23 protein-coding genes and 2 pseudogenes are annotated in these 24,604 nt (G+C 41.9%); 20 read left to right on the forward strand and 5 right to left on the reverse strand.

All coding sequences use genetic code 11. The features are described 5' to 3' along the window. Positions 1–4 precede the first annotated feature (4 nt). Together P5G49_RS12565 and P5G49_RS12570 are read left to right on the forward strand one after the other, a co-directional pair. Positions 5–574, forward strand: coding sequence for a thioredoxin family protein (locus tag P5G49_RS12565; protein ID WP_301244260.1), 570 nt, complete (start codon positions 5–7; stop codon positions 572–574). A gap of 96 nt (positions 575–670) precedes the next feature. Then, positions 671–1,618, forward strand: a complete 948-nt coding sequence (locus tag P5G49_RS12570) for a diacylglycerol kinase (RefSeq protein WP_301244262.1) — start codon at positions 671–673, stop codon at positions 1,616–1,618. 28 nt (positions 1,619–1,646) lie between these two features. Here P5G49_RS12570 and P5G49_RS12575 read toward each other — a convergent pair whose 3' ends face one another. Continuing rightward, the gene (locus P5G49_RS12575; protein WP_363322184.1) at positions 1,647–2,090 is read right to left on the reverse strand and encodes an NUDIX hydrolase; all 444 of its coding nucleotides are present in this window, start codon (positions 2,088–2,090) and stop codon (positions 1,647–1,649) included. 293 nt (positions 2,091–2,383) lie between these two features. Between P5G49_RS12575 and P5G49_RS12580 the strand changes: the two genes are divergently transcribed. The 4 genes from P5G49_RS12580 to rlmD all read left to right on the forward strand — a co-directional run bounded on the left by P5G49_RS12580 (position 2,384) and on the right by rlmD (position 6,329). After that, the gene (locus tag P5G49_RS12580; protein WP_301244265.1) at positions 2,384–3,730 is read left to right on the forward strand and encodes a cytochrome ubiquinol oxidase subunit I; all 1,347 of its coding nucleotides are present in this window, start codon (positions 2,384–2,386) and stop codon (positions 3,728–3,730) included. Further along, positions 3,727–4,752, forward strand: a complete 1,026-nt coding sequence (locus tag P5G49_RS12585) for a cytochrome d ubiquinol oxidase subunit II (RefSeq protein WP_301244267.1) — start codon at positions 3,727–3,729, stop codon at positions 4,750–4,752. The genes P5G49_RS12580 and P5G49_RS12585 overlap by 4 nt, the downstream gene beginning before the upstream one ends. A 14-nt stretch (positions 4,753–4,766) precedes the next feature. Beyond that, positions 4,767–4,874, forward strand: a complete 108-nt coding sequence (cydS, locus tag P5G49_RS17575) for a cytochrome bd oxidase small subunit CydS family protein (protein WP_435877214.1) — start codon at positions 4,767–4,769, stop codon at positions 4,872–4,874. 90 nt (positions 4,875–4,964) lie between these two features. After that, positions 4,965–6,329 (forward strand): 23S rRNA (uracil(1939)-C(5))-methyltransferase RlmD, encoded by a 1,365-nt coding sequence (gene rlmD / locus P5G49_RS12590; RefSeq protein ID WP_301244269.1) that lies wholly within the window; start codon positions 4,965–4,967, stop codon positions 6,327–6,329. A gap of 59 nt (positions 6,330–6,388) precedes the next feature. Here the strand turns inward: rlmD and P5G49_RS12595 are convergent, their stop codons facing one another. Continuing rightward, entirely contained in the window at positions 6,389–8,083 is a 1,695-nt protein-coding gene (locus P5G49_RS12595; protein ID WP_301244271.1) for a M3 family oligoendopeptidase, read from the reverse strand. Positions 8,084–8,491: 408 nt separating this feature from the next. Here P5G49_RS12595 and P5G49_RS12600 point away from each other — a divergent pair, with 408 nt between their 5' ends. The 8 genes from P5G49_RS12600 to P5G49_RS12635 all read left to right on the forward strand — a co-directional run bounded on the left by P5G49_RS12600 (position 8,492) and on the right by P5G49_RS12635 (position 14,975). Continuing rightward, entirely contained in the window at positions 8,492–9,340 is an 849-nt protein-coding gene (locus P5G49_RS12600; protein WP_301244273.1) for a phosphate ABC transporter substrate-binding protein, read from the forward strand. Between the two features lie 48 nt (positions 9,341–9,388). Further along, a complete protein-coding gene (pstC, locus tag P5G49_RS12605) occupies positions 9,389–10,303 on the forward strand; it encodes a phosphate ABC transporter permease subunit PstC (RefSeq protein ID WP_301244275.1) in 915 nt (304 codons plus the stop codon). A 1-nt stretch (position 10,304) separates the two neighbouring features. Further along, the gene (pstA, locus tag P5G49_RS12610) at positions 10,305–11,129 is read left to right on the forward strand and encodes a phosphate ABC transporter permease PstA (protein ID WP_301244277.1); all 825 of its coding nucleotides are present in this window, start codon (positions 10,305–10,307) and stop codon (positions 11,127–11,129) included. Between the two features lie 33 nt (positions 11,130–11,162). Beyond that, entirely contained in the window at positions 11,163–11,930 is a 768-nt protein-coding gene (pstB, locus tag P5G49_RS12615) for a phosphate ABC transporter ATP-binding protein PstB (RefSeq protein WP_301244279.1), read from the forward strand. Between the two features lie 21 nt (positions 11,931–11,951). Further along, positions 11,952–12,614, forward strand: a complete 663-nt coding sequence (gene phoU / locus P5G49_RS12620) for a phosphate signaling complex protein PhoU (protein ID WP_301244281.1) — start codon at positions 11,952–11,954, stop codon at positions 12,612–12,614. A gap of 131 nt (positions 12,615–12,745) precedes the next feature. Further along, complete coding sequence (locus P5G49_RS12625; protein ID WP_435877215.1) at positions 12,746–13,573, forward strand: lipoate--protein ligase family protein; 828 nt, start codon at positions 12,746–12,748, stop codon at positions 13,571–13,573. Positions 13,574–13,588: 15 nt separating this feature from the next. Further along, positions 13,589–14,539 carry a lipoyl synthase gene (gene lipA / locus P5G49_RS12630; RefSeq protein WP_301244283.1) on the forward strand — a complete coding sequence of 317 codons (951 nt, stop codon included), beginning with the start codon at positions 13,589–13,591 and terminating at the stop codon, positions 14,537–14,539. Positions 14,540–14,603: 64 nt separating this feature from the next. Continuing rightward, positions 14,604–14,975 carry a VOC family protein gene (locus P5G49_RS12635; protein ID WP_301244285.1) on the forward strand — a complete coding sequence of 124 codons (372 nt, stop codon included), beginning with the start codon at positions 14,604–14,606 and terminating at the stop codon, positions 14,973–14,975. 67 nt (positions 14,976–15,042) lie between these two features. Here P5G49_RS12635 and P5G49_RS12640 read toward each other — a convergent pair whose 3' ends face one another. After that, on the reverse strand, positions 15,043–15,468 hold the full coding sequence (locus P5G49_RS12640; RefSeq protein WP_301244287.1) for a hypothetical protein: 426 nt from the start codon (positions 15,466–15,468) through the stop codon (positions 15,043–15,045). Between the two features lie 240 nt (positions 15,469–15,708). After that, positions 15,709–15,855 carry a hypothetical protein gene (locus tag P5G49_RS12645; protein WP_301244288.1) on the reverse strand — a complete coding sequence of 49 codons (147 nt, stop codon included), beginning with the start codon at positions 15,853–15,855 and terminating at the stop codon, positions 15,709–15,711. A 41-nt stretch (positions 15,856–15,896) separates the two neighbouring features. Here P5G49_RS12645 and P5G49_RS17580 point away from each other — a divergent pair. Beyond that, positions 15,897–16,064: pseudogene (locus P5G49_RS17580) on the forward strand (transposase); the annotation flags it as partial. A gap of 51 nt (positions 16,065–16,115) precedes the next feature. Continuing rightward, positions 16,116–16,458 (forward strand): annotated as a pseudogene (locus P5G49_RS17585) (transposase); the annotation flags it as partial. Between the two features lie 322 nt (positions 16,459–16,780). Here P5G49_RS17585 and P5G49_RS12655 read toward each other — a convergent pair. Continuing rightward, positions 16,781–18,853, reverse strand: a complete 2,073-nt coding sequence (locus tag P5G49_RS12655) for a S9 family peptidase (RefSeq protein WP_301244289.1) — start codon at positions 18,851–18,853, stop codon at positions 16,781–16,783. Positions 18,854–18,987: 134 nt separating this feature from the next. On the opposite strand from P5G49_RS12655, the gene P5G49_RS12660 reads away from it, so the two are divergent. The 4 genes from P5G49_RS12660 to allB all read left to right on the forward strand — a co-directional run bounded on the left by P5G49_RS12660 (position 18,988) and on the right by allB (position 24,601). Next, entirely contained in the window at positions 18,988–19,545 is a 558-nt protein-coding gene (locus P5G49_RS12660) for a DUF4256 domain-containing protein (RefSeq protein WP_301244290.1), read from the forward strand. A 447-nt stretch (positions 19,546–19,992) separates the two neighbouring features. After that, the gene (locus tag P5G49_RS12665; RefSeq protein ID WP_301244291.1) at positions 19,993–21,366 is read left to right on the forward strand and encodes an NCS1 family transporter; all 1,374 of its coding nucleotides are present in this window, start codon (positions 19,993–19,995) and stop codon (positions 21,364–21,366) included. Between the two features lie 332 nt (positions 21,367–21,698). Next, positions 21,699–23,171: an allantoin permease gene (gene allW, locus P5G49_RS12670; RefSeq protein WP_301244292.1), complete on the forward strand. Its 1,473-nt coding sequence runs from the start codon at positions 21,699–21,701 to the stop codon at positions 23,169–23,171. Between the two features lie 74 nt (positions 23,172–23,245). Then, positions 23,246–24,601 carry an allantoinase AllB gene (allB, locus tag P5G49_RS12675; RefSeq protein WP_301244293.1) on the forward strand — a complete coding sequence of 452 codons (1,356 nt, stop codon included), beginning with the start codon at positions 23,246–23,248 and terminating at the stop codon, positions 24,599–24,601. The last annotated feature ends 3 nt before the right edge of the window (positions 24,602–24,604 follow it).

Below are 24,604 nucleotides of genomic sequence, written 5' to 3' on the forward strand. Positions count from 1 at the left end.
AGCTATGAAAACTGAAAAGCAATATTTTGACGAGGCAATACCACTAGCAGCATACATGGAAAAGATGGAGAAACATAAAGAAAACAGCTTCGGCATCTATGAGAAATTTGAAGTTCCACAAGATGATGAGTTCATTGAGATCTTAAAACAGAAAAAGCCCGATGTATTGGTAATCACTGAAGATTGGTGCGGAGATGCCATGATGAATAATCCAATACTGCGTAGAATCGCTGAAGCTGCAGAATTGGATGTGCGCACTGCCTATCGGGATGAAGACACAGATTTGATTGACAGGCATTTGACGAATGGTGGTAGATCGATCCCAATCTATCTTCTTCTTGATGATGAAGGGGAAGTCCTTGCGAAATGGGGTCCACGGGCGGCAACTATACAAGAAGACGTGCTTGAGCGTCGAAAACAACTTCCTGCGAAAGAAGCTCCGGAGTTTGAAGAAAAGCAACGGGCATTCATTACTGAACTGATGAAGGAATATACGACGCAGCCTGAATTATGGCTAACGGTTTATGAAGACATCCGAAAAACATTCATGCCCGCATTACAGAAAACAAATTGAGCGGATCTCGGACGCAACATGTCTCTATAAGGAAGCGTCCTATAACTATATGAGTAATGATACGTCAGAATTTGTATGAAATGAGAGGGAACATGTATGAAGCGTGCACGAATCATTTATAATCCGACAGCAGGACGTGAAATATTCCGGAGGCATTTAGCTGACGTTCTTGAAAAGTTAGAGAAGGCGGGATATGAAACATCAGTACATGCGACAACCGCAGAGGGCGACGCGACAGAAGCAGCGAAAGCGGCTGTTGAACGCGGTTTTGACGTCATCATCGCTTCAGGTGGGGATGGAACGTTAAATGAAGTCGTTGCGGGAATTTCATCAAGCGAAAAACGACCGAAGTTAGGACTGATTCCAACTGGAACAACGAACGACTTTGCACGAGCATTGCGTATTCCGCGTGATATTGACGAGGCAGTGGATATCATTATTAATGGCGAAACAGTACCAGTAGACGTCGGTCTTATGAATAACCGTCATTTCATCAATATAGCCGGTGGGGGTAGGATGACCGAGTTGACCTATGAAGTGCCAAGCAAGCTTAAAACCGTACTTGGACAGCTTGCTTATTACTTGAAAGGCATCGAGATGCTGCCCTCCATCCATTCCAGTAATGTAAAAATAGAGTATGACGATAATGTGTTTGAAGGGGAAGCGATGCTGTTTCTAGTCGGGCTGACGAATTCTGTTGGCGGGTTGGAAAAATTAGCTCCGAATTCAAGCATTAATGATGGCAAGTTCACGTTATTGGTCTTGAAAAAGTGTAATATCGCTGAATTCATAAGGGTTGTGAGCTTGGCGCTACGTGGTGAGCACCTCGATGATCCATTAGTCATTTCCTCGCAAGCATCGAAAATAAAGGTTACTTCCTCTGAAGAGGTGCTGTTGAATTTAGATGGCGAGTATGGTGGAACACTTCCCGCTGAATTTGAAATTAAATACCGTCATATTGAAATGTTCGCCACTCTTGATCAATTGCGGGAACAGGACCGTATCGAGAGAGACGAAGACAACGAAAAAGCTGCTTTGGATTAAATATCCATGCAGCTTTTATTTATGTGCTTTACACAATAAACTCGATATCTTCATCCTGCCCAGCGGCAAGTTGCGGCAAATTATAAATTGGCAACCATTGGCAATGGAAAATCATACCGTTGTCCTGCCCCTCGCTCTTGACAAGATTATCCCATTCACTCTCATCGTCTCCAATAAAAACAAGATGAAAGATATTCCTCTCATGCATAACATCTTTTCGATGCGCGGGAAAATAATTTCTTTTATGTACTTTTCCCCTTAGCTCAAGCTGCTCACGTCTAATACCGGTCTCCTCTTCAATCTCCCGATAGAGCGCATCAATCAGCAATTCGTCCTCTTCAATTGTCCCCCCAGGAACTTGCAAACCCGCTTCCGGATTTCCTTTTTGATCGAACACAAGGATTTTGCGCTCGGTGTTTTCCCCTTTTGTAATGTAAGCTAAAACTTTACGTTTAACCTCCAATGTGTCCACCTCTCTTTTATCACTCCATTATACATAACATTCAAACTACTCTCAAGAGGATTATTGTCAAAAATAATTCACAGTAACTGTGACAAATTTGTTATTTCAACCCCAAAAAGGGAAAAGTATTAAACGAGAGGCATCTTATATATATTGACGAAGAGTTTTTCTTACCAAGGAGGACCAAAAACCGTGTATAAAAAACAAGAGAAATGGCTAATGTGGCTCGTTTTTATCGTAGCGGGAATAATGTTAGTATCCATTGTCGGAAGAGTTATCGGAAGTTGAAGGAGGAGAAGTAGATGGGAAATGAAGAGGCAGTTTTTTATTCGCGTGTGTTAACGGAACTGACGTTATCCTTCCATATCATTTACGCCACAATCGGTGTCGGTGTCCCGCTCATGATCATGATTGCACAATGGGTGGGTATCCGGAAAAACGATGAACATTATATATTGTTAGCAAGAAGATGGGCGCGTGGGTTTGTCATAACAGTTGCAGTTGGTGTCGTGACAGGGACCGCAATCGGACTGCAATTATCTTTGCTATGGCCGAATTTCATGGAGCTTGCGGGGAATGTCATTGCCCTTCCACTTTTCATGGAAACGTTCGCTTTCTTTTTTGAAGCCATTTTCCTTGGAATATATTTATATACGTGGGACCGGTTCGAAAATCAGAAAAAACATTTACTGCTATTAGTGCCGGTTGCAATCGGTGCATCATTTTCAGCTGTATTCATCACGATGGTGAATGCGTTCATGAACGCCCCTCAAGGATTCGACATCGTCAACGGGGAACTTGTTAACATCAACCCGATCATCGCCATGTTCAACCCAGCGATGCCGACGAAAGTGGCGCATGTCGTTATCACGGCGTACATGACCGCAGCATTTGTGTTAGCAGCAATTGCTGCATTCCGATTACTGAAAGGATCTAATCATATTTATCATAAGAAGGCACTTTATTTAACAATGAAATTGGGATTTGTCTTTTCAATTGCAACGGCATTGATCGGGGATTTCTCAGGTAAGTATTTGGCGGAGTACCAACCTGAAAAGTTAGCTGCGGCAGAATGGCATTTTGAAACGCAGGAAAATGCTCCGCTCGTCTTGTTAGGAGTCTTGAGCGACGGGGAAGTGAAGTATGCTCTTGAAATTCCATTCGGACTTTCCATGCTTGCGCATAATAATCCGAAGGCGGAAGTGATCGGCCTGGATCAATTCCCGGCGGATGAAATACCGCCGCTTTACATCCATTATTTATTCAACATAATGGTGTTCATAGGCATGTGGATGGCAATCCTGTCCGCATTATATTGGTTCGGTATCAACCGTGGCTGGAAACGTGTGTCGTCAAGATGGTTCCGTTGGCTGATCGTTTTAGGGGGGCCATTATCGATTATTGCGATTGAGGCAGGGTGGTGGCTCGCCGAAGTCGGGCGGCAGCCTTGGATCCTTCGCCATATAATGCGTGTTGAAGATGCAGCGACGACAAGCGGCCAAGTCGACTTGATGCTAATGCTGTTTGCACTGCTGTATCTCATATTAGGGATCGGCAGCATAGTGGTCCTCTCGCGGATGTTCCGAAAAAATCCGGTCGAACAAGAGCTTGAAGATCGCCATATGGAAAAGGGCGGTGATTTACATTGAACCTCGAAATCATAGGAATCACGGTTCTTTGGTCGTTTCTCTTCGGTTATATTGTCATTGGTGCAATTGATTTCGGTGCAGGGTTTTTCAATGCATACAGTCTGCTGACAGGAAAAGAGCGAATCTTGACGAAAGTCATCCAACGCTATTTATCTCCTGTCTGGGAAGTGACGAACGTATTTTTAGTCTTCTTCTTCGTCGGAATCATCGGGTTCTTCCCGAAGACAGCATTCTATTACGGCACGACACTATTAGTACCTGTCAGCATCGGTGTCATTCTGTTCGCGATTCGTGGTTCGTATTATGCGTTCGAAACGTATGGCTCTCGAGGTCATAAAGGCTATTCGTTCATGTACGGACTTGCTGGGCTATTGCTTCCGGCGTCCCTTTCCATCGTCCTCACCATTTCAGAAGGCGGCTTCATCGAAATGGTGGATGGACATCCGGTACTTGATTACTGGGTGCTATTCACGAGTCCATTGACATGGTCGATAGTTGTACTAAGCATATCCGCAACGCTTTATATTTCGGCAGTCTTCCTTACTTGGTATGCGAATAAAGCGGGGGACGTTAGTGCGACTGACTTATTACGGAAATATGGGCTTATCTGGTCGTTGCCGACAATCATCACAGCAGGCGGCATCATTTTCGAACTGCGTAGGCATAATTTCGAACACTATAGTAACATCCAGACATTTTGGCTACTCTTCCTTATTTCATTTTTAATGTTCATAGGTACGGTTTGGCTACTGTGGAAGAGGCGTAATTACGGTTGGGCGTTCGGATTGCTTGCCGGCCAATTCGCATTTGCATTTTTCGGCTATGGCGCATCGCATTACCCGTATTTGCTCTATCCGCATTTGACGCTCTACGACAGCTTCACGAACCCGGCGATGGCGATTTCGCTTATCATAGTTTTCATTTTAGGCTTATGCCTATTGATTCCGTCACTTGTGCTTCTCTTGCGCCTGTTCTTGTTCAATAAAGACTATGTGCGTGGAAAGGATAACTTCCATGTGTAAAGGAGGATTGTGCAATGACTGATTTTATAATTTTCTATGCGCCTTTCATCATATTGATTGCAGCCATTGTAGTCGCGTTTCTCGTCGCACCGATGGACGGTTCTGTGAATAAGGATGAGTAACACGGAAACAGACGTCATTAGGCGTCTGTTTTTTCGTTTTTGGTCAAAAAAGTGTTAAACTTGTATCACACGAAATTTGGAGGAAGAATAATGTCTTTTATTGTAAAACAAAACGATCATATCACTGTATTTATAGAGGATCTGACACATGATGGGTCAGGTGTTGGAAAAGTGGAAGGCTATCCGCTATTCATCCCCGGTGCATTGCCCGGCGAGGAAGTCGAGGTTAAAGTCGGGAAGACGTTGAAGAACTACGGATTCGCCCGACTGTTAGAAGTGAAGAAGCCATCCCAGAATCGCATCGAACCGCCATGCCATGTATTTTGGGAATGCGGTGGTTGCCAGCTCCAGCATTTATCATACGAAGCGCAGCTCATCCAAAAGCAAAAACAAGTCCGCGACGTCATCGACCGTATCGCGAAATTGCCACATGTTCCAGTCCATCCTGTAAAAGGAATGGAAGACCCATGGCGATATCGCAATAAATCCCAAATACCCTTCGCCGAACGGGATGGGAAAATTGTATCCGGTTTTTACAAGTCTCGCACACATCACATCGTCGACACAGATGTCTGCATCATCCAGAGCGAGGAAGCGGATGAACTAATGTCGACGTTGAAGCATAAAATGCACAATATTGGACTAAGTGCGTATAACGAAAAAACACATCGCGGCATGCTTCGCCATCTAATTGTCCGGAAAGGGAAGGCGACTGGGGAAATCATGGTTGTCCTTGTGACACTTAAAAAGAAATTCCGTCAAAAAGAGGCAGTCGTTGAACTGATTAAAAGCGTCTTACCAGAAGTGACGTCCATCATGCAAAACGTCAACGGTGAAAAGACGAACGTCATTTTTGGGAATGAAACGATCCCACTCTACGGCAAATCATTCATCATCGATAAAATCGGCGACATCCAATTTGAAATCTCAGCACGTTCTTTTTACCAAGTGAACCCGGCACAAACAGAAGTGCTTTACAAGCAAGCTCTTGATTACGCACAACTGACAGGTGGAGAAACGGTCATCGACGCCTACTGCGGCATCGGTACAATATCTTTATTCCTTGCTCAAAAGGCGAAGGAAGTATACGGTGTCGAAATCGTCCCTCAAGCGATTGAAGACGCGAAACGCAATGCGGAATTGAATGGAATGACGAATGCGTATTTTGAAGCAGGCGCTGCGGAAGATGTCATTCCGAAATGGTACGCGGAAGGGAAACGATTCGACGTTTTAGTTGTCGATCCACCGCGTAAAGGCTGCGATGAAAAATTGCTACAAACGATTTTGGAATACAAACCAAAGCGAGTTGTTTATGTATCTTGTAATCCAGGAACCTTGGCGCGCGACTTGCGGATTTTAGAAGACGGCGGTTACCGGACGAAGGAAGTCCAACCTGTCGATATGTTCCCGCAAAGTAGTCATGTAGAATCGGTTGCGTGGTTGGAATTGGTGTGAAGTTTTTAAAAAAACGAATCCCGGCTTGGGATTCGCTTTTTCATTTTACTTCCGCTTCGTTAATGAATGTCTTGAATGACTTTTTCGAGGAATTCACCCATTCGTTTAACAGTTGGCTCTGAAAAATCAAAACTGACCCCGGTTTCTTCATAAATAGCTGTGATGGAGTGATTGTAGTCCGCACTTGCACCTTTTTTAAATGATTCGACAGCTAACTCTGGGTCTTTCTGATAATTCTCAAGTAATTGAAGAGCCCCTAACATCGAGATGGAGTATTCAATAGAATAGAAAGGATATTGAATATAATGAAGGGTGCCTACCCAGCTCATTCCAATTTCCTCCTCAAGCCCAGAAGTATCGACAGGGTTTAAGCCATAACGTTTTGAGATTTCAAAGAATTTTTCATCACGCTCTTTGGCGGTGTGTTTAGGATTCGTATACATCCAATGCTGGAAAAGGTCCCCTGATAATGGACCGAATAGCATAGTAAAAGCCCTTTTTAACTCCTCACGCTGTGCGTTCTTAAATTCTTCTTCTGAGTAAAACTCATTTAGTTTATCGAGTAAGAGCAATTCCATCCCATGAGAAAACAGTTCTCCAACTTCCGCTCGCCATTGGTATTCTTCTATAGGACCGTGCTCCGAAGACTGAAGGTATCCATTCACCGCATGGCCCATTTCATGAATTAATGCGATAAGAGAGAAAAAGGATGGACTCATGTTTGCAAAAACAAAGGTATCCCCTGAAACAGGTAAAGGAGCACAGAAACCACCTGGGCTTTTTCCTTTCCGATCTCCAAGATCGAGTAATCCATGCTCTCTCATGTAATCGAAACGTTCTGCGAAATATGGGTCTGTTTTTCCTAACATCTCGGCAACGCCATCCATAAGAGTGGACACCTCGGAGTATGGTGGGTTTTTCAAGAGTTTTGCGGTGTTATCCCAGGGGCGATAAGTTTCTACACTTAGCTTCGACTTAAAAACTTCTGCAAGTCTGTTCCAAGCAGGGATAATATGTTTTTCTACATTTTCATGAAAGTCATAACAGTCCTGAACACTATACTCACGATTTTTGGCCACCAATATATAATCACGATAATTTTCAAAGCCTGCATTTAACGCAATTTGATGGCGTAGTTGAACGAGCTCATCCATGATGGCATCCATATCGGGCTTAATCTGACGATAGGCTGACCTTATTAAGAGATAAGCTTTTTCTCGCACGGCTCTGTTTAAATGATCAAGTTGGGATTCGACGAACGGAAAAGGCTTTTCCTCCCCCTCCCATTCAACTGTTAGCCCTCCCATAATTTCGCTGTACTTTGTAGAGAGCTCTTGTTCTTTTACCATTAATGGAATGTTTTCTTCTCTGAACAATTTAACTTTGGACTCGCGAACGCGACGCATTAAACCGTAACGGTTTTCATCTAATTGATTGAAATATGGAGAATCACAGAATTTCCCATTCAGTTTTGCTTCATATTTCATTAAAAGTGGTTGGATGACTTGCTGATCGTGAAGAAACGTTGACTTGATGTCAGCATCCTCTGTGTTTCGGTAGAAGTCGATTTGGTGACCTGTCATCGCCTCCGTAATTTTAATCATCAAATCCTTTTCATCCTTTAACCACTTTTTTAGATCAGAAATGGATTCAATCGGAACTTCAAGTAAACTTTGAAATTGAGCCTCGACACCTTCTACATCTTGTAAATCAATTAATTCTTTATAATACTTATGACCTGTATCTTGCGTCATGGATAAATCTCCCCCTTTAGGATATTTTTAATAACCACTAATAATATGTTTTTCATAGTTTTCAAATCCAGCTTTTTCAAAAGAATTAACAATTAGTTTAGGATCTTAGGTTCTCGTTAAAATCTGAATTGTTTTAGAACCTGGGCTGTTTTTTAGAGTGCAACATACAACGAAAAAGGACCAGACTCCATTACCAAAATGGAGTCCGGTCCTTTTTTATTACCAAAAGTATCGTATATAGCTCCCTTATAAGGGGAACTTAACGGTGGGTGGACTAATTAATAATTTCAAAAGGGCATGAAGATTACATAAACAAATTTACAAAACCTTTACATAAAAACCGATTTATATTTACAATTCGAGTTTATTATTTACAATGGGTCAACAAAACATGCGGGAGGTATAGTTATGAAATTCATAAGGAATGCAGCAAAAGGATTATTCGTTATCTCCCTTACGGTGATTATGAGCGCATGCGGCAACAATGCCGATGGAGATACTAAATCGTCAAAAGAAGGTTTACCAACAATCGCTATTTCCGGGTCGACTTCCGTAGGGCCATTGGCAGAAAAGTTAGCGTTTAAATACGAAGAGAGCAATAATGTCAAAATAGAGATTAACCAGATCGGATCATCAGCGGGCATAACAAATGCAATAAATGGTGTATCCGAAATCGGCATGTCCTCCCGTGATTTAAAACAGGAAGAGATTGACAAAGGATTGAAAGAAACAATTATTGCTTACGACGGTATCGTTGTCGTAACGCATCCGACGAACAAAGTGAAAAATCTTACGTTGGAACAAGTAAAGAAAATATTTACCGGCAAAGTGACAAATTGGAAAGAGCTTGGCGGTGATGACTTGGAGATAGTAGTCGTTTCTCGTGAGGACGGTTCAGGTTCACGGGATGCATTTCAAGAAATAGTTGACTACTCATCAGGAGAGTTAGTAAGAAGCGCGATCATTGCAAGTGGAAACGGGAATATTAAAACGACTGTTGCGATGAATAAGCATGCAGTAGGTTTTATTTCCTTCGAATATATCGATGAGTCCATATCAACGATTGACATTGATGGCGTACAGGCGACAGCAGAAAACGTTTTGCAACAGCAATATAAACTTGCCCGTCCATTCTTGTTCGTCCATATGGATAAAGGTCTAACGGATGCGGGACAAAAATTCATTGATTTTATTTTAAGTCCGGATGGACAGGTTATTGTGTCCGAAACCGGGGCTATACCAGTTAACGAATCATGAATCGAATCTATATCTGCTTATTAAAGGTAATCTTGGAGGAATGCAGCCATGACAAGCCCACCTATTGAGAAACACAACATAGGTAACGGTAAATCAAATAAAAGAAAATATATGTTGGAGAGTTTATCATCAAAACTTTTCCTACTCTGTGCACTTTTATCAGTACTAAGTTTGTTGTTAATCGTTGGCTTTGTATTTTATAGAGGTTCACATCCGTTCATAGCTGAGGGTTACAGCTTTTTCGAGTTTATTTTCGGAGTAGATTGGGTACCTGGTGAGGATAAATTTGGGATATTTCCAATGATTGTCGCATCCATTTACGCAACGATTGGTTCTTTAATCATCGGTGTACCGATTGGATTATTTACAGCCATTTTCTTATCGGAAATCGCGCCAAAACGAGTTGCGAAAATTATTTCACCAGCTGTACAATTGCTTGCTGGTATCCCGTCTGTTCTGTATGGTGTTTTCGGACTTGCGATTATCGTTCCGTTTTTGCAAAACTATTTAGGCTTGGCAAAAGGGCAAAGTTTATTGGCTGTCATAGTTGTATTAGCAGTCATGATGCTACCGACAATTGTGACTGTAGCTGAAACGTCGATACGTGCGGTTCCGAAAACGTATCGGGAAGGTTCTTTGGCGCTTGGCGCTTCTGAAATTGGCACTATTTTCAAAGTGGTAGTACCTGCAGCGAAGTCCGGTATTACGGCAGCTATAGTTTTAGGGTTGGGTAGAGCGATCGGGGAAACGATGGCGGTTATATTGATAGCCGGCAACAGCTTGATCGTTCCTACAAGTCTGACAGACAGTATCCGCCCGTTGACAACAAATATTGCTTTGGAAATGGGTTATGCTGCAGGGGTTCATCAAGAAATGTTGTTTGCAACAGGTATCGTGTTGTTCTCCTTTATCATGATTTTGAATTTTGTTTTAGCAAAAATCAGCGCAAGGGGTGCTAACTAAGATGAGAACTTTTAAGGATAACTTATTGCGCGGCCTTCTATGGTTTTCAGCTTTCGTAACGGTTGGTATCCTGTTACTAATTGTAGGATACATTTTCTACAAAGGTTTCCGACTCATCAACTTCGAGTTCATCTTCGGAGATTATTCACCAACCGGTGGCGGCGGAATTTGGCCGATGGTCGTGACAACCGTGTATACAATCGCAATTTCACTTGTTATTGCAACACCAATCGGGATTTTGGCAGCTGTGTACCTGCAAGAGTACGCGAAACAAGGCCGGCTTGTCAAAACAATCCGTTTTGCGACAGAAAGTTTAACAGGGATTCCATCGATTATCTATGGATTATTCGGTGCTGTATTCTTTGTAACGACGTTAAAGCTCGGCATGTCAATCATTTCTGCGTCCTTGACTTTGACGATTATCGTATTGCCGGTTGTCATCCGTACAACTGAAGAAGCGTTGAAGACAGTGCCTGGAGCGTATCGAGAAGGTTCTTTGGCTTTAGGAACGACGAAACTTCAAACACTCATTAAAGTGATCTTGCCAAGTTCAATGCCAGGAATACTTTCGGGAATCATTCTCTCCATGGGACGGATTATCGGCGAGTCAGCTGCGATTTTTTTAACCGCCGGAACTGTGGCAGCAATGCCTTCAAGTATTTTCTCCTCTGCAAGGACATTAACAGTTCACGCATTTTTAGTAACACAGGAAGCCGGAGATATTGAACTTGCAGCGGCAATTGGAATTGTGTTAATCGTTCTCATCTTGGTATTGAACTTCTCAGCTACCTTCATATCCAAGAAGTTAAATAAAGCAGATTATTAATGTGTATGAAGTGAAGGAGGAAATGTAGCGCTTATGAATCAGTCAGAGGAAACAGCGAAAATCAGTGTAAAAGATTTAAGTCTTTTTTACGGAGATAAACAGGCACTGTACAGTGTATCTTTGGATATTGAAGAGAAAAAAGTTACAGCGTTAATCGGACCATCCGGTTGCGGGAAGTCGACTTTTTTACGAACGTTAAACCGAATGAATGATCTAATCGATGGAGTGAAAATCACTGGGGATATTGTCGTAGACAATGAAGATATTTATAAATCCAACGATGTCATTAAGCTCCGAACAAAAGTCGGTATGGTATTCCAAAAGCCGAATTTATTCCCAATGAGCATTTATGATAATGTTGCGTACGGACCACGTGCGCAAGGGATTAAAAATAAAAAAGAATTAAATAAAATCGTTGAGGAGAGCCTACGTGGCGCTGCGATTTGGGATGAAGTGAAAGACCGTCTTAAGTCATCTGCACTCGGTCTTTCGGGTGGTCAACAGCAGAGGGTTTGCATTGCCCGGGCAATTGCGATGAAGCCGGATATCATTCTAATGGATGAGCCTACTTCGGCATTAGATCCAATATCGACATTGAAAGTTGAAGAACTGATTGCACAATTGAAAAAAGAGTATACAATTGTAATTGTTACCCATAACATGCAGCAGGCTGCGCGTGTATCTGACAAAACGGCCTTCTTCCTTAGTGGGGAAATCATCGAATACGATGTCACAAATAACGTCTTTTCAAATCCGAAAGACCAAAGAACGGAAGATTATGTAACAGGTCGTTTCGGCTAATTACATGGAGGGGTGACTGTAATGATGAACGTGAGAAAAAACTTTGACAAGAACTTGCAAGAATTGCAAAACAAAATGTTGGAGATGAATAAACTTACCATATCAGCATTTGAGAAAGCCTTCACTGCTTTTAAAACACAAGATGTAGAATTGGCGTTACGAGTCATTGACGAAGACACGGCCATTGATAATCTGGACCAAGAAATTAACCAATTTGCTGTGTGGCTCATTGCAAAAGAACAACCATTTGCGACGGATCTACGAAGAATTATTGCGTCTTTAAAGATCACTTCGGATATCGAACGGATTGCCGACTTTGCTGTAAACATCGCGAAAGCGACTGCTAAAATCGGAAAAGCTGAATCGTTGCTCAACATTACAAATCTTGAGCAGATGAATGAGACCTCGCTTAAAATGCTAAATATGGCGGTGTCTGCTTTTATCGATGGGAACATGGAGTTTGCTAAGGAAGTCGCAGGACTGGACGATCAAGTCGACAATCACTATGCGGAAACGTATAAAAGCATTACCGAATACTTACGTATACATCCAGAACAAACGACCCAGCTTGTCCAATTACTATTCATCAATCGTTTCCTTGAACGTACAGCCGACCATATTACGAACATCGCAGAAAGTGCTGCTTATTTAATAAAAGGGCAGATTTATGATTTGAATCAATAAAATTAAGTGAGGTGATGTTGGAGTTCACCTCGCTTTTTTTGGCTATCATCAATATGAGACTATCTCACCTTGACAACGCTTTCAGTAATGTTACGATAATATCGATTTGTGGAACAAATGGAGGGATCGATTTGAGTGAAACATGGGGTATTTTGGATAGCGGGTTTCATGATGCAGCCATCAATATGGCGCTCGACGAAATGTTACTCGTTTGGCATAGCCAAGGGAAAATCCCGCCAACTATACGCTTCTATGGTTGGTCATCACCGAGTCTTACGGTTGGACGCTTTCAACCAGTAGACGGGGTGATTGATTTCAATGCGTTGGAAAAGCATCACTGCCAATTTGTGCGGCGTATGACAGGAGGCAGTGCTGTACTGCATGATAATGAATTGACTTATAGTATCATCGTAGCAGAGGATCACCCGAAAATTCCCGAATCAATCGTGGAAGCCTATTATATCCTTTCTCACGGGCTTCTTGAGGGATACAAACAACTTGGTATTCATGCGGATTATGCGATTCCACAAGAAAAACAGAATAAAAAAAATCAAACTGCGGTTTGTTTCGAAAAAACTGCCTACTATGAAATGATTGTAGATGGTAAGAAAATTTCAGGAAATGCACAAACGAGAAAAAAAGGTGTTTTACTGCAACACGGATCCATCCCGATGAGTATAGATGAAGATATGCTTTTTGATTTGTTTATGTACCCATCAATAGAACAAAGGCAACTAAAGCAAAATGCGTTTAAGGAAAAAGTTATCACGATCGACCAGATTAAAAATCGAAAACATAGTTATGATGAGTTGAAACAAGCATTCATATCAGGTTTTCAATCCGGGTTAGGCATTACGCTGAAACCTTTAAACCTTACCGAAGAACAGTGGGAAGAAGTCAGGCAGCTTGCAAGCAGCAAGTATGAACAGGAAATTCATTCTGTACAAACCATAGACTGAAGGGGTAGATGATCCGTGACGAAACAACAAGAATACATACGTAAACCTGAGTGGCTAAAAACAAAAATCAATACAAATGAATCCTATCAAGGCATTAAAAAAATGATGCGTGAAAATCGCTTGAATACTGTTTGCGAAGAGGCAAGATGCCCGAACATCCATGAATGCTGGAGTGAGCGGAAAACGGCAACCTTCATGATCTTAGGTGATACATGCACAAGAGCATGCCGTTTTTGCGCTGTCAAAACGGGTCTTCCAAACGAATTAGACTGGAATGAACCGGAAAGGGTCGCTGATTCCGTTGCTATCATGGGGTTGAAACATGTCGTAGTTACCGCAGTTGCAAGAGATGATCTCAATGATGGAGGTGCGGCTGTATTTGCGGAAACAGTTCGGGCCATCCGCAGAAAAAATCCGGGATGCACGATTGAGATATTGCCTTCTGATATGAAAGGCGATTATGAAAGCCTTTTCACACTGATGGACAGCAAACCGGATATATTTAACCATAACATTGAAACTGTCAGCCGGTTAACAAAGCGTGTCCGTGCCAGAGCAACCTATGACCGATCATTACAGTTATTGAAACGGGTTAAGGAAATTGCTCCTGACACTCCTACCAAATCAAGCATTATGGTCGGTTTAGGCGAAACAAAAGAAGAAATCATCCAGGCAATGGACGATTTACTGGCCCATAACGTAGACATTATGACAATTGGCCAATATTTGCAACCAACTAAAAAACATCTGTCTGTTGAACGCTACTATCATCCGGATGAATTTGCCGAGCTGAAAGCGATTGCACTTGAAAAAGGATTCAGCCATTGTGAAGCAGGTCCACTCGTCCGCTCATCCTATCATGCGGATGAACAAGTAAGTGCATCGGCTGCTCAAAGAAGGATTAAATATATGCAGGGTTATGAAAAGCAGGAAGATAAGGAAATAGATATCACGTTTATCGATTAATGATTTGAAGGTGCGGAATGGAAAGGTATTCCATAATGTAGTTACCAAAAAAAGGGGGATTAAAATGGGGATAGGTGCGTTTTCTACAAGTTTAACTGTAAAAGATATTATAAAATCCAGGGAGTTTTATGAAAATCTTGGTTTCTCTGCTTTTCATGGAGATATTGAACAAAACTGGCTAATCATGAAAAACGGTGATTGTGTAATTGGACTGTTTCAAGGGATGTTTGAAAAAAATATGTTAACCTTTAACCCCGGATGGGACAGTAATGCAGAAGAGATAAATCCCTTCAAAGATATTAGAGTATTACAGGAGGAACTGCGGGAAAAAGGAATAGTGTTCATTAACGAAGTGGACACAGCTACAGTTGGGCCAGGCAGTTTCATGATTCAAGATCCGGATGGCAATCCGATTTTAGTCGACCAACATAGATAAAAGGATTGGTAAAAAGGGTTGCATGATTGCAAGTAAATGCAATCATGCAACCTTAAATCAATGCCTCTTAATTAACGCTAAGTTCTTCAGCAGTAAACTCAACTGATCTTATACTTTCAGTTTGAACAGGTACGGTTGAACGAAGGATTCTTCCTAATAGGCGATAGGTAAATGTTCCTCTGCCAGGTGTATCAAAAGCTGTAAAAGTAGTAGTCAGTTCATCAAAATCTGTATCTTCTACTCGTCTAATAAGCGCATTATCCGATGTTCGGACAATAGAATACACCATAGTATTTCCTCGAAGCGGTACAGAGTTTACTGTTGATGCCTCAATTTCCGCCCATATTGATGCCATTAATCGAACAACATCATCAGCATCATTTACAGTAATAGTTACCGTGGAGATAAGCCGTTCCATCCCGTTTGGATTTAAGACAGGAAGAGGATTAGCATTTACCCCCAACGAAATTCCACAACATCCATGTAGTCCCATATGATTTCCCTCCTTTCTTTGTGAACTACCTTATTAATATGATTTGAACTTAGTGTTGTTTGGACAAGTGTACTGAGTTAATCAAAATCCAAGATAATTTGCTTATTATATTTTTATCCAATAGTAGTGCATCTTTTGGGAAAGTATTTTGCATATGTAATTAAAAAACCCCCGATTAACGGGGTTCCAGACTGTAGATAAACACATGAATTTTGGTGTTAGCCTACAGTCTTTTTTCATTTAACATAGAGATAATGCTACAAATGTTGATTTCCGCTGCGAGCGGACGCTTTCCGCGGGCACGGCTTCAGTCGCTTCCCTCGCTGCGCTCAGTCCAGGGTCTTCAGCTCGTGCTGTTCCCGCAGGAGTCGCCGCTCTCCGCTCCAATCAACGGTGCTTCCTATTAAATGAATGAGGTGATGGATATGATGACTAAGAATCAAATCAATGAACGAGACCAGTTGGAAATACTGACCATAAAGCAGTTGGCTCCTCAAGACCATCTGGTACGCAAACTGGATGCGGCAATTGATTTCTCCTTTATCTATCCATTAGTTGAAGATCTTTATTCAACACCCAGCATTGATCCTGTAGTTCTAATCAAATTGACATTTCTTCAATATACCTTCGGCATTCGTTCGGATAGACAGGTCCTTACATACCGAACAACCACGAAGGAAGGATACCGCCAGTATGCATCGACTCCTTCCATTTGTGAATCGTGTCCAGTGATTTGTCAGTGTACTGCGAGTAAGAATTACCAAAAAATGATTCTACGTCATATCTGGGAAGATTATTTAGATGTAGCTGAAGATTTACGTCACAATCATGAAATGAAAGCGCAAAGAGACAATTGAACGTGTCTTTGCCGATGCAAAAGAAAAGCATGGCATGCGACGGACAACCCTAAGGGGACTTAAAAAAATGTCCATGCAGGCGATGCTAACTTTTGCTGCCTTAAACCTTAGGAAGCTCGCCAGCTGGACATGAAGGACGCCGGCTGTAAATTTCACTTGAATTCTCAGGGATATTTAGTTGATTGGAGTGCAGGGCGGCGACTCCTGGGGGATCAGCGAAGCGCGAAGACCCCGCAGGAAAAGCCGTTACGAAGAACGGCTTTTGCGACCAAAAGCGAAGCGTTGGGAGCACATCCGAGGAGGCTGAGGGCAAGCCCCCCGGAAAGCGTCCGCCCGGAACGGAAATCAACGTCGTGTCAGTCTAATATTTTTTGAGCCAAATGCTTAAAATAAAACAAAAGGGATGGAAATCAATTCGATTCCCACCCCTTTTGTCTACAGTCTGAAACCCCCGATTAACGGGGGTTCAAAACGCCTTCTTTAGTTGTAACACCAAGACGATCAAGAACAAACGCATAACATTCCGCAGCTTCTTTCAAATGATTGAAACGGCCAGACTTACCGAAATGGCCAGCGCCCATGTTCGTTTTCATCACAATGACATTATCATCCGTCTTCAACGATCTTAGCCGAGCAACCCACTTGGCAGGCTCAAAGTAACCGACTCGTGGATCATTGATGCCAGTTGTAATATAAAGATTCGGGTAATCCTTCGCTTCCACATTATCATACGGGCTGTATGACTTCATATAGAAATAGTCTTCAGGTTTACGTGGGTCGCCCCATTCATCCCATTCAAGTGTTGTAAGAGGAATTGTCGTATCTAACATCGTTGTAACGACATCGACGAACGGTACTGCTGGAACGATTACCTCAAACAGCTCACCTGCCATATTAGCTACAGCGCCGACTAACAAACCTCCTGCACTGCCTCCGCGGGCAGCCATTTTCCTTGGAGATGTGTAGTTCTGCTCAATAAGATGTCTTGCCGCTGCGATGAAATCAGTGAATGTATTGCGCTTTCTCTGCATTTTTCCATCTTCATACCAGCCCCGGCCCATCTCTGAACCGCCACGAACTTGTGCAGTGACAAATACGACACCTCTTTCAAGTATTGGAAGGCGATACGGGTCAAAACGTGGATCACTGTTGGAACCATACGAGCCATATCCATAAAGGATCGTCGGTGCAGGGCCATTATCGAGCGCACCTTCCAAGTAGACCGCAGTCATTGGAATTTTCACTCCATCATCAGCTGTCGCCCATAGTTGCTCTTGGCGAAAACGAGTACGTTCATAGTCGCCGCTAACTGGAGCAACCTGCAAGCATTTCATCTCCGCGGTTTGCAAATCCAATCCATAGGTCGTTTTTGGAGTGAGCAGCGACTCGTATTGGACTAACACTTCACCTGCCTCATAGCTTTGATTGGATAAAACGGCAACAGTATAAAGTGGCTCATCCCAAGTGATTTGCTCTAATCCGCCATCCCGCAATACCCAAATCTGCGTCAACCCATTTTCCCTGCCTGTCACAAGAAGCGAGTCACGGAACGGGTGAATCGCTTGAAGATAGCGGGCTTCGCTATGCTCAATAACAGTCGTCCGTGCTTCTTTATCGTCGAGAGGACAACGAAGCAACTTGAAGTTCAAAGCATCTTCATTCGTCAAGATTATCAGGTCATCGCCCCAATGCTCGACATCGTAGAGGACCCCGGTACGTCGTGCATCAAATAATTGCAATGGCGATAACGGAGAATCCGTGTCGATCATGCGGGTCTCATTCGTAGTTTTGGAATGCGAATGCACAAAAATGAATTTTTGACTTTGTGATTTACTTATGAATAACGTGAACGTCTTATCGACTTCTTCATAGATCAGCTCATCCTGATCAACCTCAGTTCCTAAGCGGTGTCGCCACAACTTGTACGGACGTTGGTGCTCATCCACTGTCGTGTAGAAAATATAATCTCCGGAGCGGTCAAACTCCATACTGCCGAATAAATAGACATTAGGAATCCTGTCTGGCAATAGTTCTCCAGTTTCCATGTTCTTAATATGGATTGTGCACCGATCCGTACCATCGCGATTTTCCAAATAAGCAAAGAGCTTATGATCCGAACTCATCCGTTGTGCAGTAACACTCAAATAGCCGTCTTCGACAGCCAATTCATTTAAATCAAGCACAACTTCCTCTTTTGTTTCGTCTAATAGATCGCGACTTGCAGCCTGCTTACGTGCAAAGATTGGATATTGCTTGCTTTTATCCAAACGGGAATAATAGAAGAATTTTCTATGCTGTACAGGTACATTCACTTCCGAATCAGGAACGCGATCAATCATGCTTTGATAAATTTTCTCGGTTTGTTCTTGAAGCGGGCGCATGATTTCTTCAAAATACTTGTTTTCTTCCTCTAAGTACTGGATGACCTCAGGATTATCCTTCTCATTAAGCCAATAATAATCATCCTCGCGCACATCGCCATGTAGTTCATGGGGGTGGGGGATACGTTTTGCTATAGGTGGTTTCACAATAAGCAACTCCTTTCAGTATAGCTATTACTTCGGGACATCCCCTCTGAATTCCTTCTTGTTTCGACGAGATGGTTTTCTATTTGCTTTTTAAACGATTGTAGCGTACGTTAACTAAAAAAGGAGCGGTTAAAATGACACAAACCTTACCAGAAGACCAACGTGAGGAATTACTTGAAATATTGGAAGCACGTTTCAGGAAACATATGGAGCGACATGAGGGGATGGAGTGGGCAAAGGTGCAAGAAAAGCTCGCAGCTAACCCTGAAAAGCTTTGGTCGCTTAATGAAATGGAAAGAACAGAAGGGGAACCGGACGTTGTAGAGTATGATGAAGAGACGGATGAATACATATTTTATGACTGTTCTGCAGAAAGTCCGAAAGGGAGAAGAAGTGTTTGTTACGACCATGAGGCGTTAGAGGCAAGAAAAAAACATAAGCCGGAAAATAGTGCAATGAATATGGCAGCCGAATTGGGTATTGAAATTCTAACAGAGAAACAATACTATAAGCTGCAGCAACTTGGGGATTTCGATTTGAAAACATCGAGTTGGATCCATACACCTGCTGATATTAGAAAACTTGGCGGTGCCATTTTCTGCGATAGGCGTTACAACACTGTATTTTTATACCACAATGGTGCAGATTCTTATTATGCGGCAAGGGGTTTCCGTGGTTCACTTAGAGTTTAATATTCACTAATGCAAGCCATCTATCACTTACTATTTGATAGGTGGTTTTTGTTTGTTAACCTATAATAATACTCCATGACTTTGTTCAATACATACAACCCTTTGTTCAATGTAAACAATGCGGTAAAATCTTATATGTTCCTTGATTTTTTAAGTAAACTGATAATTAGACATTTCGCTTTGTTTAAAGTGAACAATTGGCTGTTCAAGTTGCTTGTTATATTGAATTTCATTATTCACTGTGTCTATTAGGGTCATATTTTTTTGTTTAATGGAGATAAAGACAAGTCAAAATATCCTAGTATAATTAGTTATGTAATCGAGGAATTAGTTTTCAAGGGGGTAACATGGTATTACCCACAGACCCATTTTTGAAAACGAATATTTAATAAATTCATAAATTGAATAGTATGAATGCTTGTATAGATACTAAAAGGAGGAAAAACAATGGCTGCACACGAAGAAATTGAGCATGTCTCTGGATTGGATGAATCATTGCATCCGAAATCCGATAAGGATAGAACCGTCAAGCCAAAAGACTATATATTCATGTGGATTGGTGACGGGGTCAACTTAGGGAATATGACGTTAGGAGCCAGCGTGATCGTTGCGGGAATAGCGACATTAAACATCTACCAGACAATCCTGGCAGCTTTGATCTCAATCGGGATCATTTCAACAGTCTTCGCATTAAATGATCGAATCGGATATCGGAAAGGTATTCCATATGTTGTACAGCTTAGAATGTCTTTCGGTATAAAAGGGACAGTCATTTCATCACTGTTACGAGGTATTCCCGCCATCGTCTGGTACGGTATTCAAAGCTGGATCGGCGGAACTGCCTTGAATGAAATTGCAAAGATCGTTACGAATGGATCTTTTGATAATATTGTAATCTGTTTCATAGCTCTTCAGCTATTCCAAATTGTCCTGTCATTATTCGGCTTCCATGCAGTTAAATGGGTAGAGACGATCGCATCAGTTGTCTTCATGGCAGCGCTCGTCTATGTATTTGGGCTTCTTATGACATCACATACAGCTGAGATTTCCCAAAATTGGGTACAAGCTAAAGGTTCATGGGGCTTGCCGTTCTTCGGGCTCATCATGGTGTTCTTAGGTAACTATGCAGGTATTTTTGTAAGTGCCGCGGATTATTCCAGAGAGTTGAAAACTGGTTTGAGCGATAAGAAGCGTGGAGCACTATACTTTGTTCCGATCACTCTTTCGTATGGTTTTGTAATTGTCATCGGGGCAATGCTTGCTGCTGCAACGGGTGTAACGAACCCGGCAAAAGCACTTCCAATCATCTTAGATAATGACTATGTATCCGTATTTGTATCTGTATTCATCGTAATTGCGGTAATTGCGACAAATATGGTGGCAAACATCATTCCGCCAGTGTATGTTATTACAATGCTGACAAAACTAAAATACAAACCATCAGCAATCATCACAGGATTGCTTGCGTTAGGTGCATTCCCTTGGTTGCTAATTCAAGAATCTTCAGCTACGGGACTGAATATGTTCATACTCATCTATTCCGCGTTTTTAGGACCGGTCATTTCAATACTGATAGTCGATTACTATATCTTAAGAAAACAAAAAGTAAATATAAAGGACTTGTACAAAGAAGACGGACCTCTTGCAGGATATAATCCAGCAGGACTTATCGCAATGTTCCTTGGAGCAGCTGCTGCCTTTACATTGGTAGAGCTTGCGTGGATAATTGGTGTTGTAGTATCCGGAATCGCCTATTATCTTCTATCAAAATATGCATTTAAAGGTTCATCCTTTAAAAAGGGTACAATATTCGATAAGTAAAACCAATTCAAATTAGTCTACTTCTTAATAACTTTCACAACGACTTAGTGAAAAAAATACGCTTTCTTCATAGCCACTTTGAACAATCAATTGTTCAAAGTGGCTAATTTTGTATGCTCAATCATATACTTTCAACAACAAAATATCTTATTTTTGGTTATAAGTTATAACGACTCTCAGGATGAAAGTTTGTATACTAAAACCTGCAAAAAGGAATTAGCCCTTTATTTAAAGAGGTTTCCAAAAAAACTGCCGATACATCCGGATGAATTGGGCACAATAATAAGTATTGGAGACGGGGTATTTTGAATATAGAAAAAAGGGGTTTTCCCATGGAGCAAATAAATCGAGAAGAACTAAAGTCTATAGGATACAGTGAAGATATCCTTCCAACTAAAGAAGAAGAACGTAAATGGGGTATTAGTAACTTTGCAACAGTTTGGATGGGTTCGGTCCATAATATTCCCAACTATATTGCGATTGGTGGACTGTTTGCATTAGGTCTATCAGTAGGGCAAGTATTTGCAGCAATAATCGTTGCTTCCATCGTTTTATCAGTAATGATGGTTTTAAATGGGCATGCAGGCTCAAAATACGGATTGCCATTTTCCATGTTGGTTCGTCTATCTTACGGTACAAAAGGTGCGATGATTCCCGGCGTGTTACGTGGTGTAATTGCCGCAATCATGTGGTTTGGGTTTCAAACTTATGCAGGTAGCCAAGCTTTATCTATTTTAATCGGCAAGCTATGGCCGACATACTTAACACTTGGCGGGGATTGGAATCTTTTAGGATTGTCATTGCCTGCGCTAATCTCATTTTTGATCTTTTGGTTATTTAACGTAGCTTTAATTTACGGCGGCATGGAAGTCTTAGGGAAGTTTACAAACATCCTTTCACCGCTTGTCTATATTGTATTTGGTGGCATGGCGATTTGGGCTATCAATTTGGCTGGAGGCATTGGACCAATACTTGCATATACAGGCAAAGGTGTAGCGGGTAATCCGATAATCATCTTTGTGGCAGCAGTCACCGCGGTATTAGCTGCTTGGGCTGCGCCGATGGTGAACGTATCCGATTTCACAAGGTTAGCAAAATGCACTAAAGACCAAGCAATCGGGCAGACAGTGGGCCTTGTTGTGACATATCTTTTATTTGCAGTAGCAAGTATAGCGATTATTGTTGGATCTGAAATTGCTTTCGGAACACCAATTTGGAACGTTTTAGACGTTGTCGCTCGCTTTGATGGCGCATTTGCCATTGGAATTTCTGTACTTACTCTCTGTTTAACAACGTTGTCAGTTAACGTCACGGGTAATATTGTTCCAGCTGGATATCAGCTTGCTTCATTATTCCCGAAAAAGCTTACATTCAAAACGGGTGCTTTGGTAGCGGCTGTAATCGGAATTCTTGTAATGCCATGGAAGTTGATGGAAAACGCGACGAGCATCTTCACATTTTTGAATATCGTTGCTGGACTCTTAGCGCCAATTGCAGGCGTCATGATTGCACAGTACTTCATCATTTCCAAAACAGAGATCAATTTGAAAGAATTGTACTCAGGTGAAGGAAAGTTCCCTCGTACGAAAAACGGCTTTAATATCAACGCGATCCTCACTACGGTTGTCGCCGGCGTCATCTGTCTAATCGGGAACTTTGTACCGTTTTTCAAACCAGTATATGATATTTCCTGGTTTGCAGGATTTATCGTGGCTTTCCTTCTTTACAGCTTCCTTGAGATGTCTAGCCTAAAAGAGGTTACACCCAAGGGGACTGGGGAACTAAAAAAGAAAATAGTTAAATGAGCTTGTGTTGCATTTTGTCTATATAGACAAAATTTATAAAATTACTTTCATAATGCTGAAAAGAGGTAATCACAATGACATTCGATTTGGTAATTAAAGGCGGAAACGTAGTATTACGTGATGGGGTTTATAAAGTCGATATTGGAATCAAAGATGAGAAAATATCTTGCATCGCTGAAACAATCACTGAAGATGCGAAAGAAGTAATCGATGCAACTGGCCAATACGTCATGCCTGGAATGATTGACACACATGTTCATATTAGTGAACCAGGACGTGCAGAGTGGGAAGGCTTCGAAACGGGATCTAAATCACTTGCTGCAGGCGGTACAACAAGTTATGTTGAAATGCCACTGAATGCCCTGCCAGCAACAACAAATAAAAAAGCATTAGAACTTAAACTTGAAGCAGCAGTGAATCAGAACTACGTTGACTACGGTTTTTACGGCGGTCTTGTACCAGGAAACGTAGACAAGCTTAAAGAAATGGCTGATGCCGGCGTTCTTGCATTCAAATGTTTCTTGTCTGATATAACTAGTGACATTCCGGATGATTTTACAAACGTGGATGATTTCACATTATACAAAGGCATGCAAAAGCTTGCTGAATTAGATCAAATTCTATGCATCCATGCGGAAAACTCAGCAGTCCCATCCGGTCTTGCCAAGGAATTTGCAAGAGAAGGGAAAAACTCAGGAGTTGAGTATGCAGAATCACGTCCAATCTTTACAGAGGTCGAAGCTGTTCAACGTGCAATCCTTTTCGCTAAAGAAACAGGTTGTAAATTGCATCTTGTTCATATCAGTACTTCGGAAGCAATCCAAGAAATCTTGAAAGCGAAAAGAGAAGGCGTTGATGTAACAGTTGAATCTTGCCCACACTACTTTGCCTTTACTGCTGAGGAAGTGGATGAAGTTGGACCAAAAGCAAAATGTCAGCCACCTATCAGAAAAGCGAAAGACCAAGCAAGACTATGGGACGAACTTCTGAACGGCAATATCGATTGGCTAACATCCGACCATTCACCATGTACGGAAGAACTTAAACAAGGTACTCTTTGGGAAGCGTGGGGTGGAATTAGCGGAGCGCAAAACAACGTAGACCTTATGTTTGACTTGGCAGTTAAACAACGTGGCTTACCAGTCCATAAATTTGTTGAACTAATCGCAACACATCCTTCTGAACGTTTCAATATTCCACAAAAAGGTGAAATCGCTGTCTCGAAAGATGCTGATATCATCTTAGTGGATCCGAATCAGTCCTATACAGTGAAAAGAGAAGACCTCTATTATAAAAACAAGCATAGTGCTTATGAAGGTAGAAAAATCGACTGCCGTGTAACAAAAACAATAGTACGCGGACATGTTGTATTTGATTTAAAAGAAGGCATCGTAGGCCAGCCGATCGGAAAGTTGATTTCCGCTCAATAAATG

The organism is Sporosarcina highlanderae, assembly GCF_030433715.1.
Classification (GTDB): domain Bacteria; phylum Bacillota; class Bacilli; order Bacillales_A; family Planococcaceae; genus Sporosarcina; species Sporosarcina highlanderae.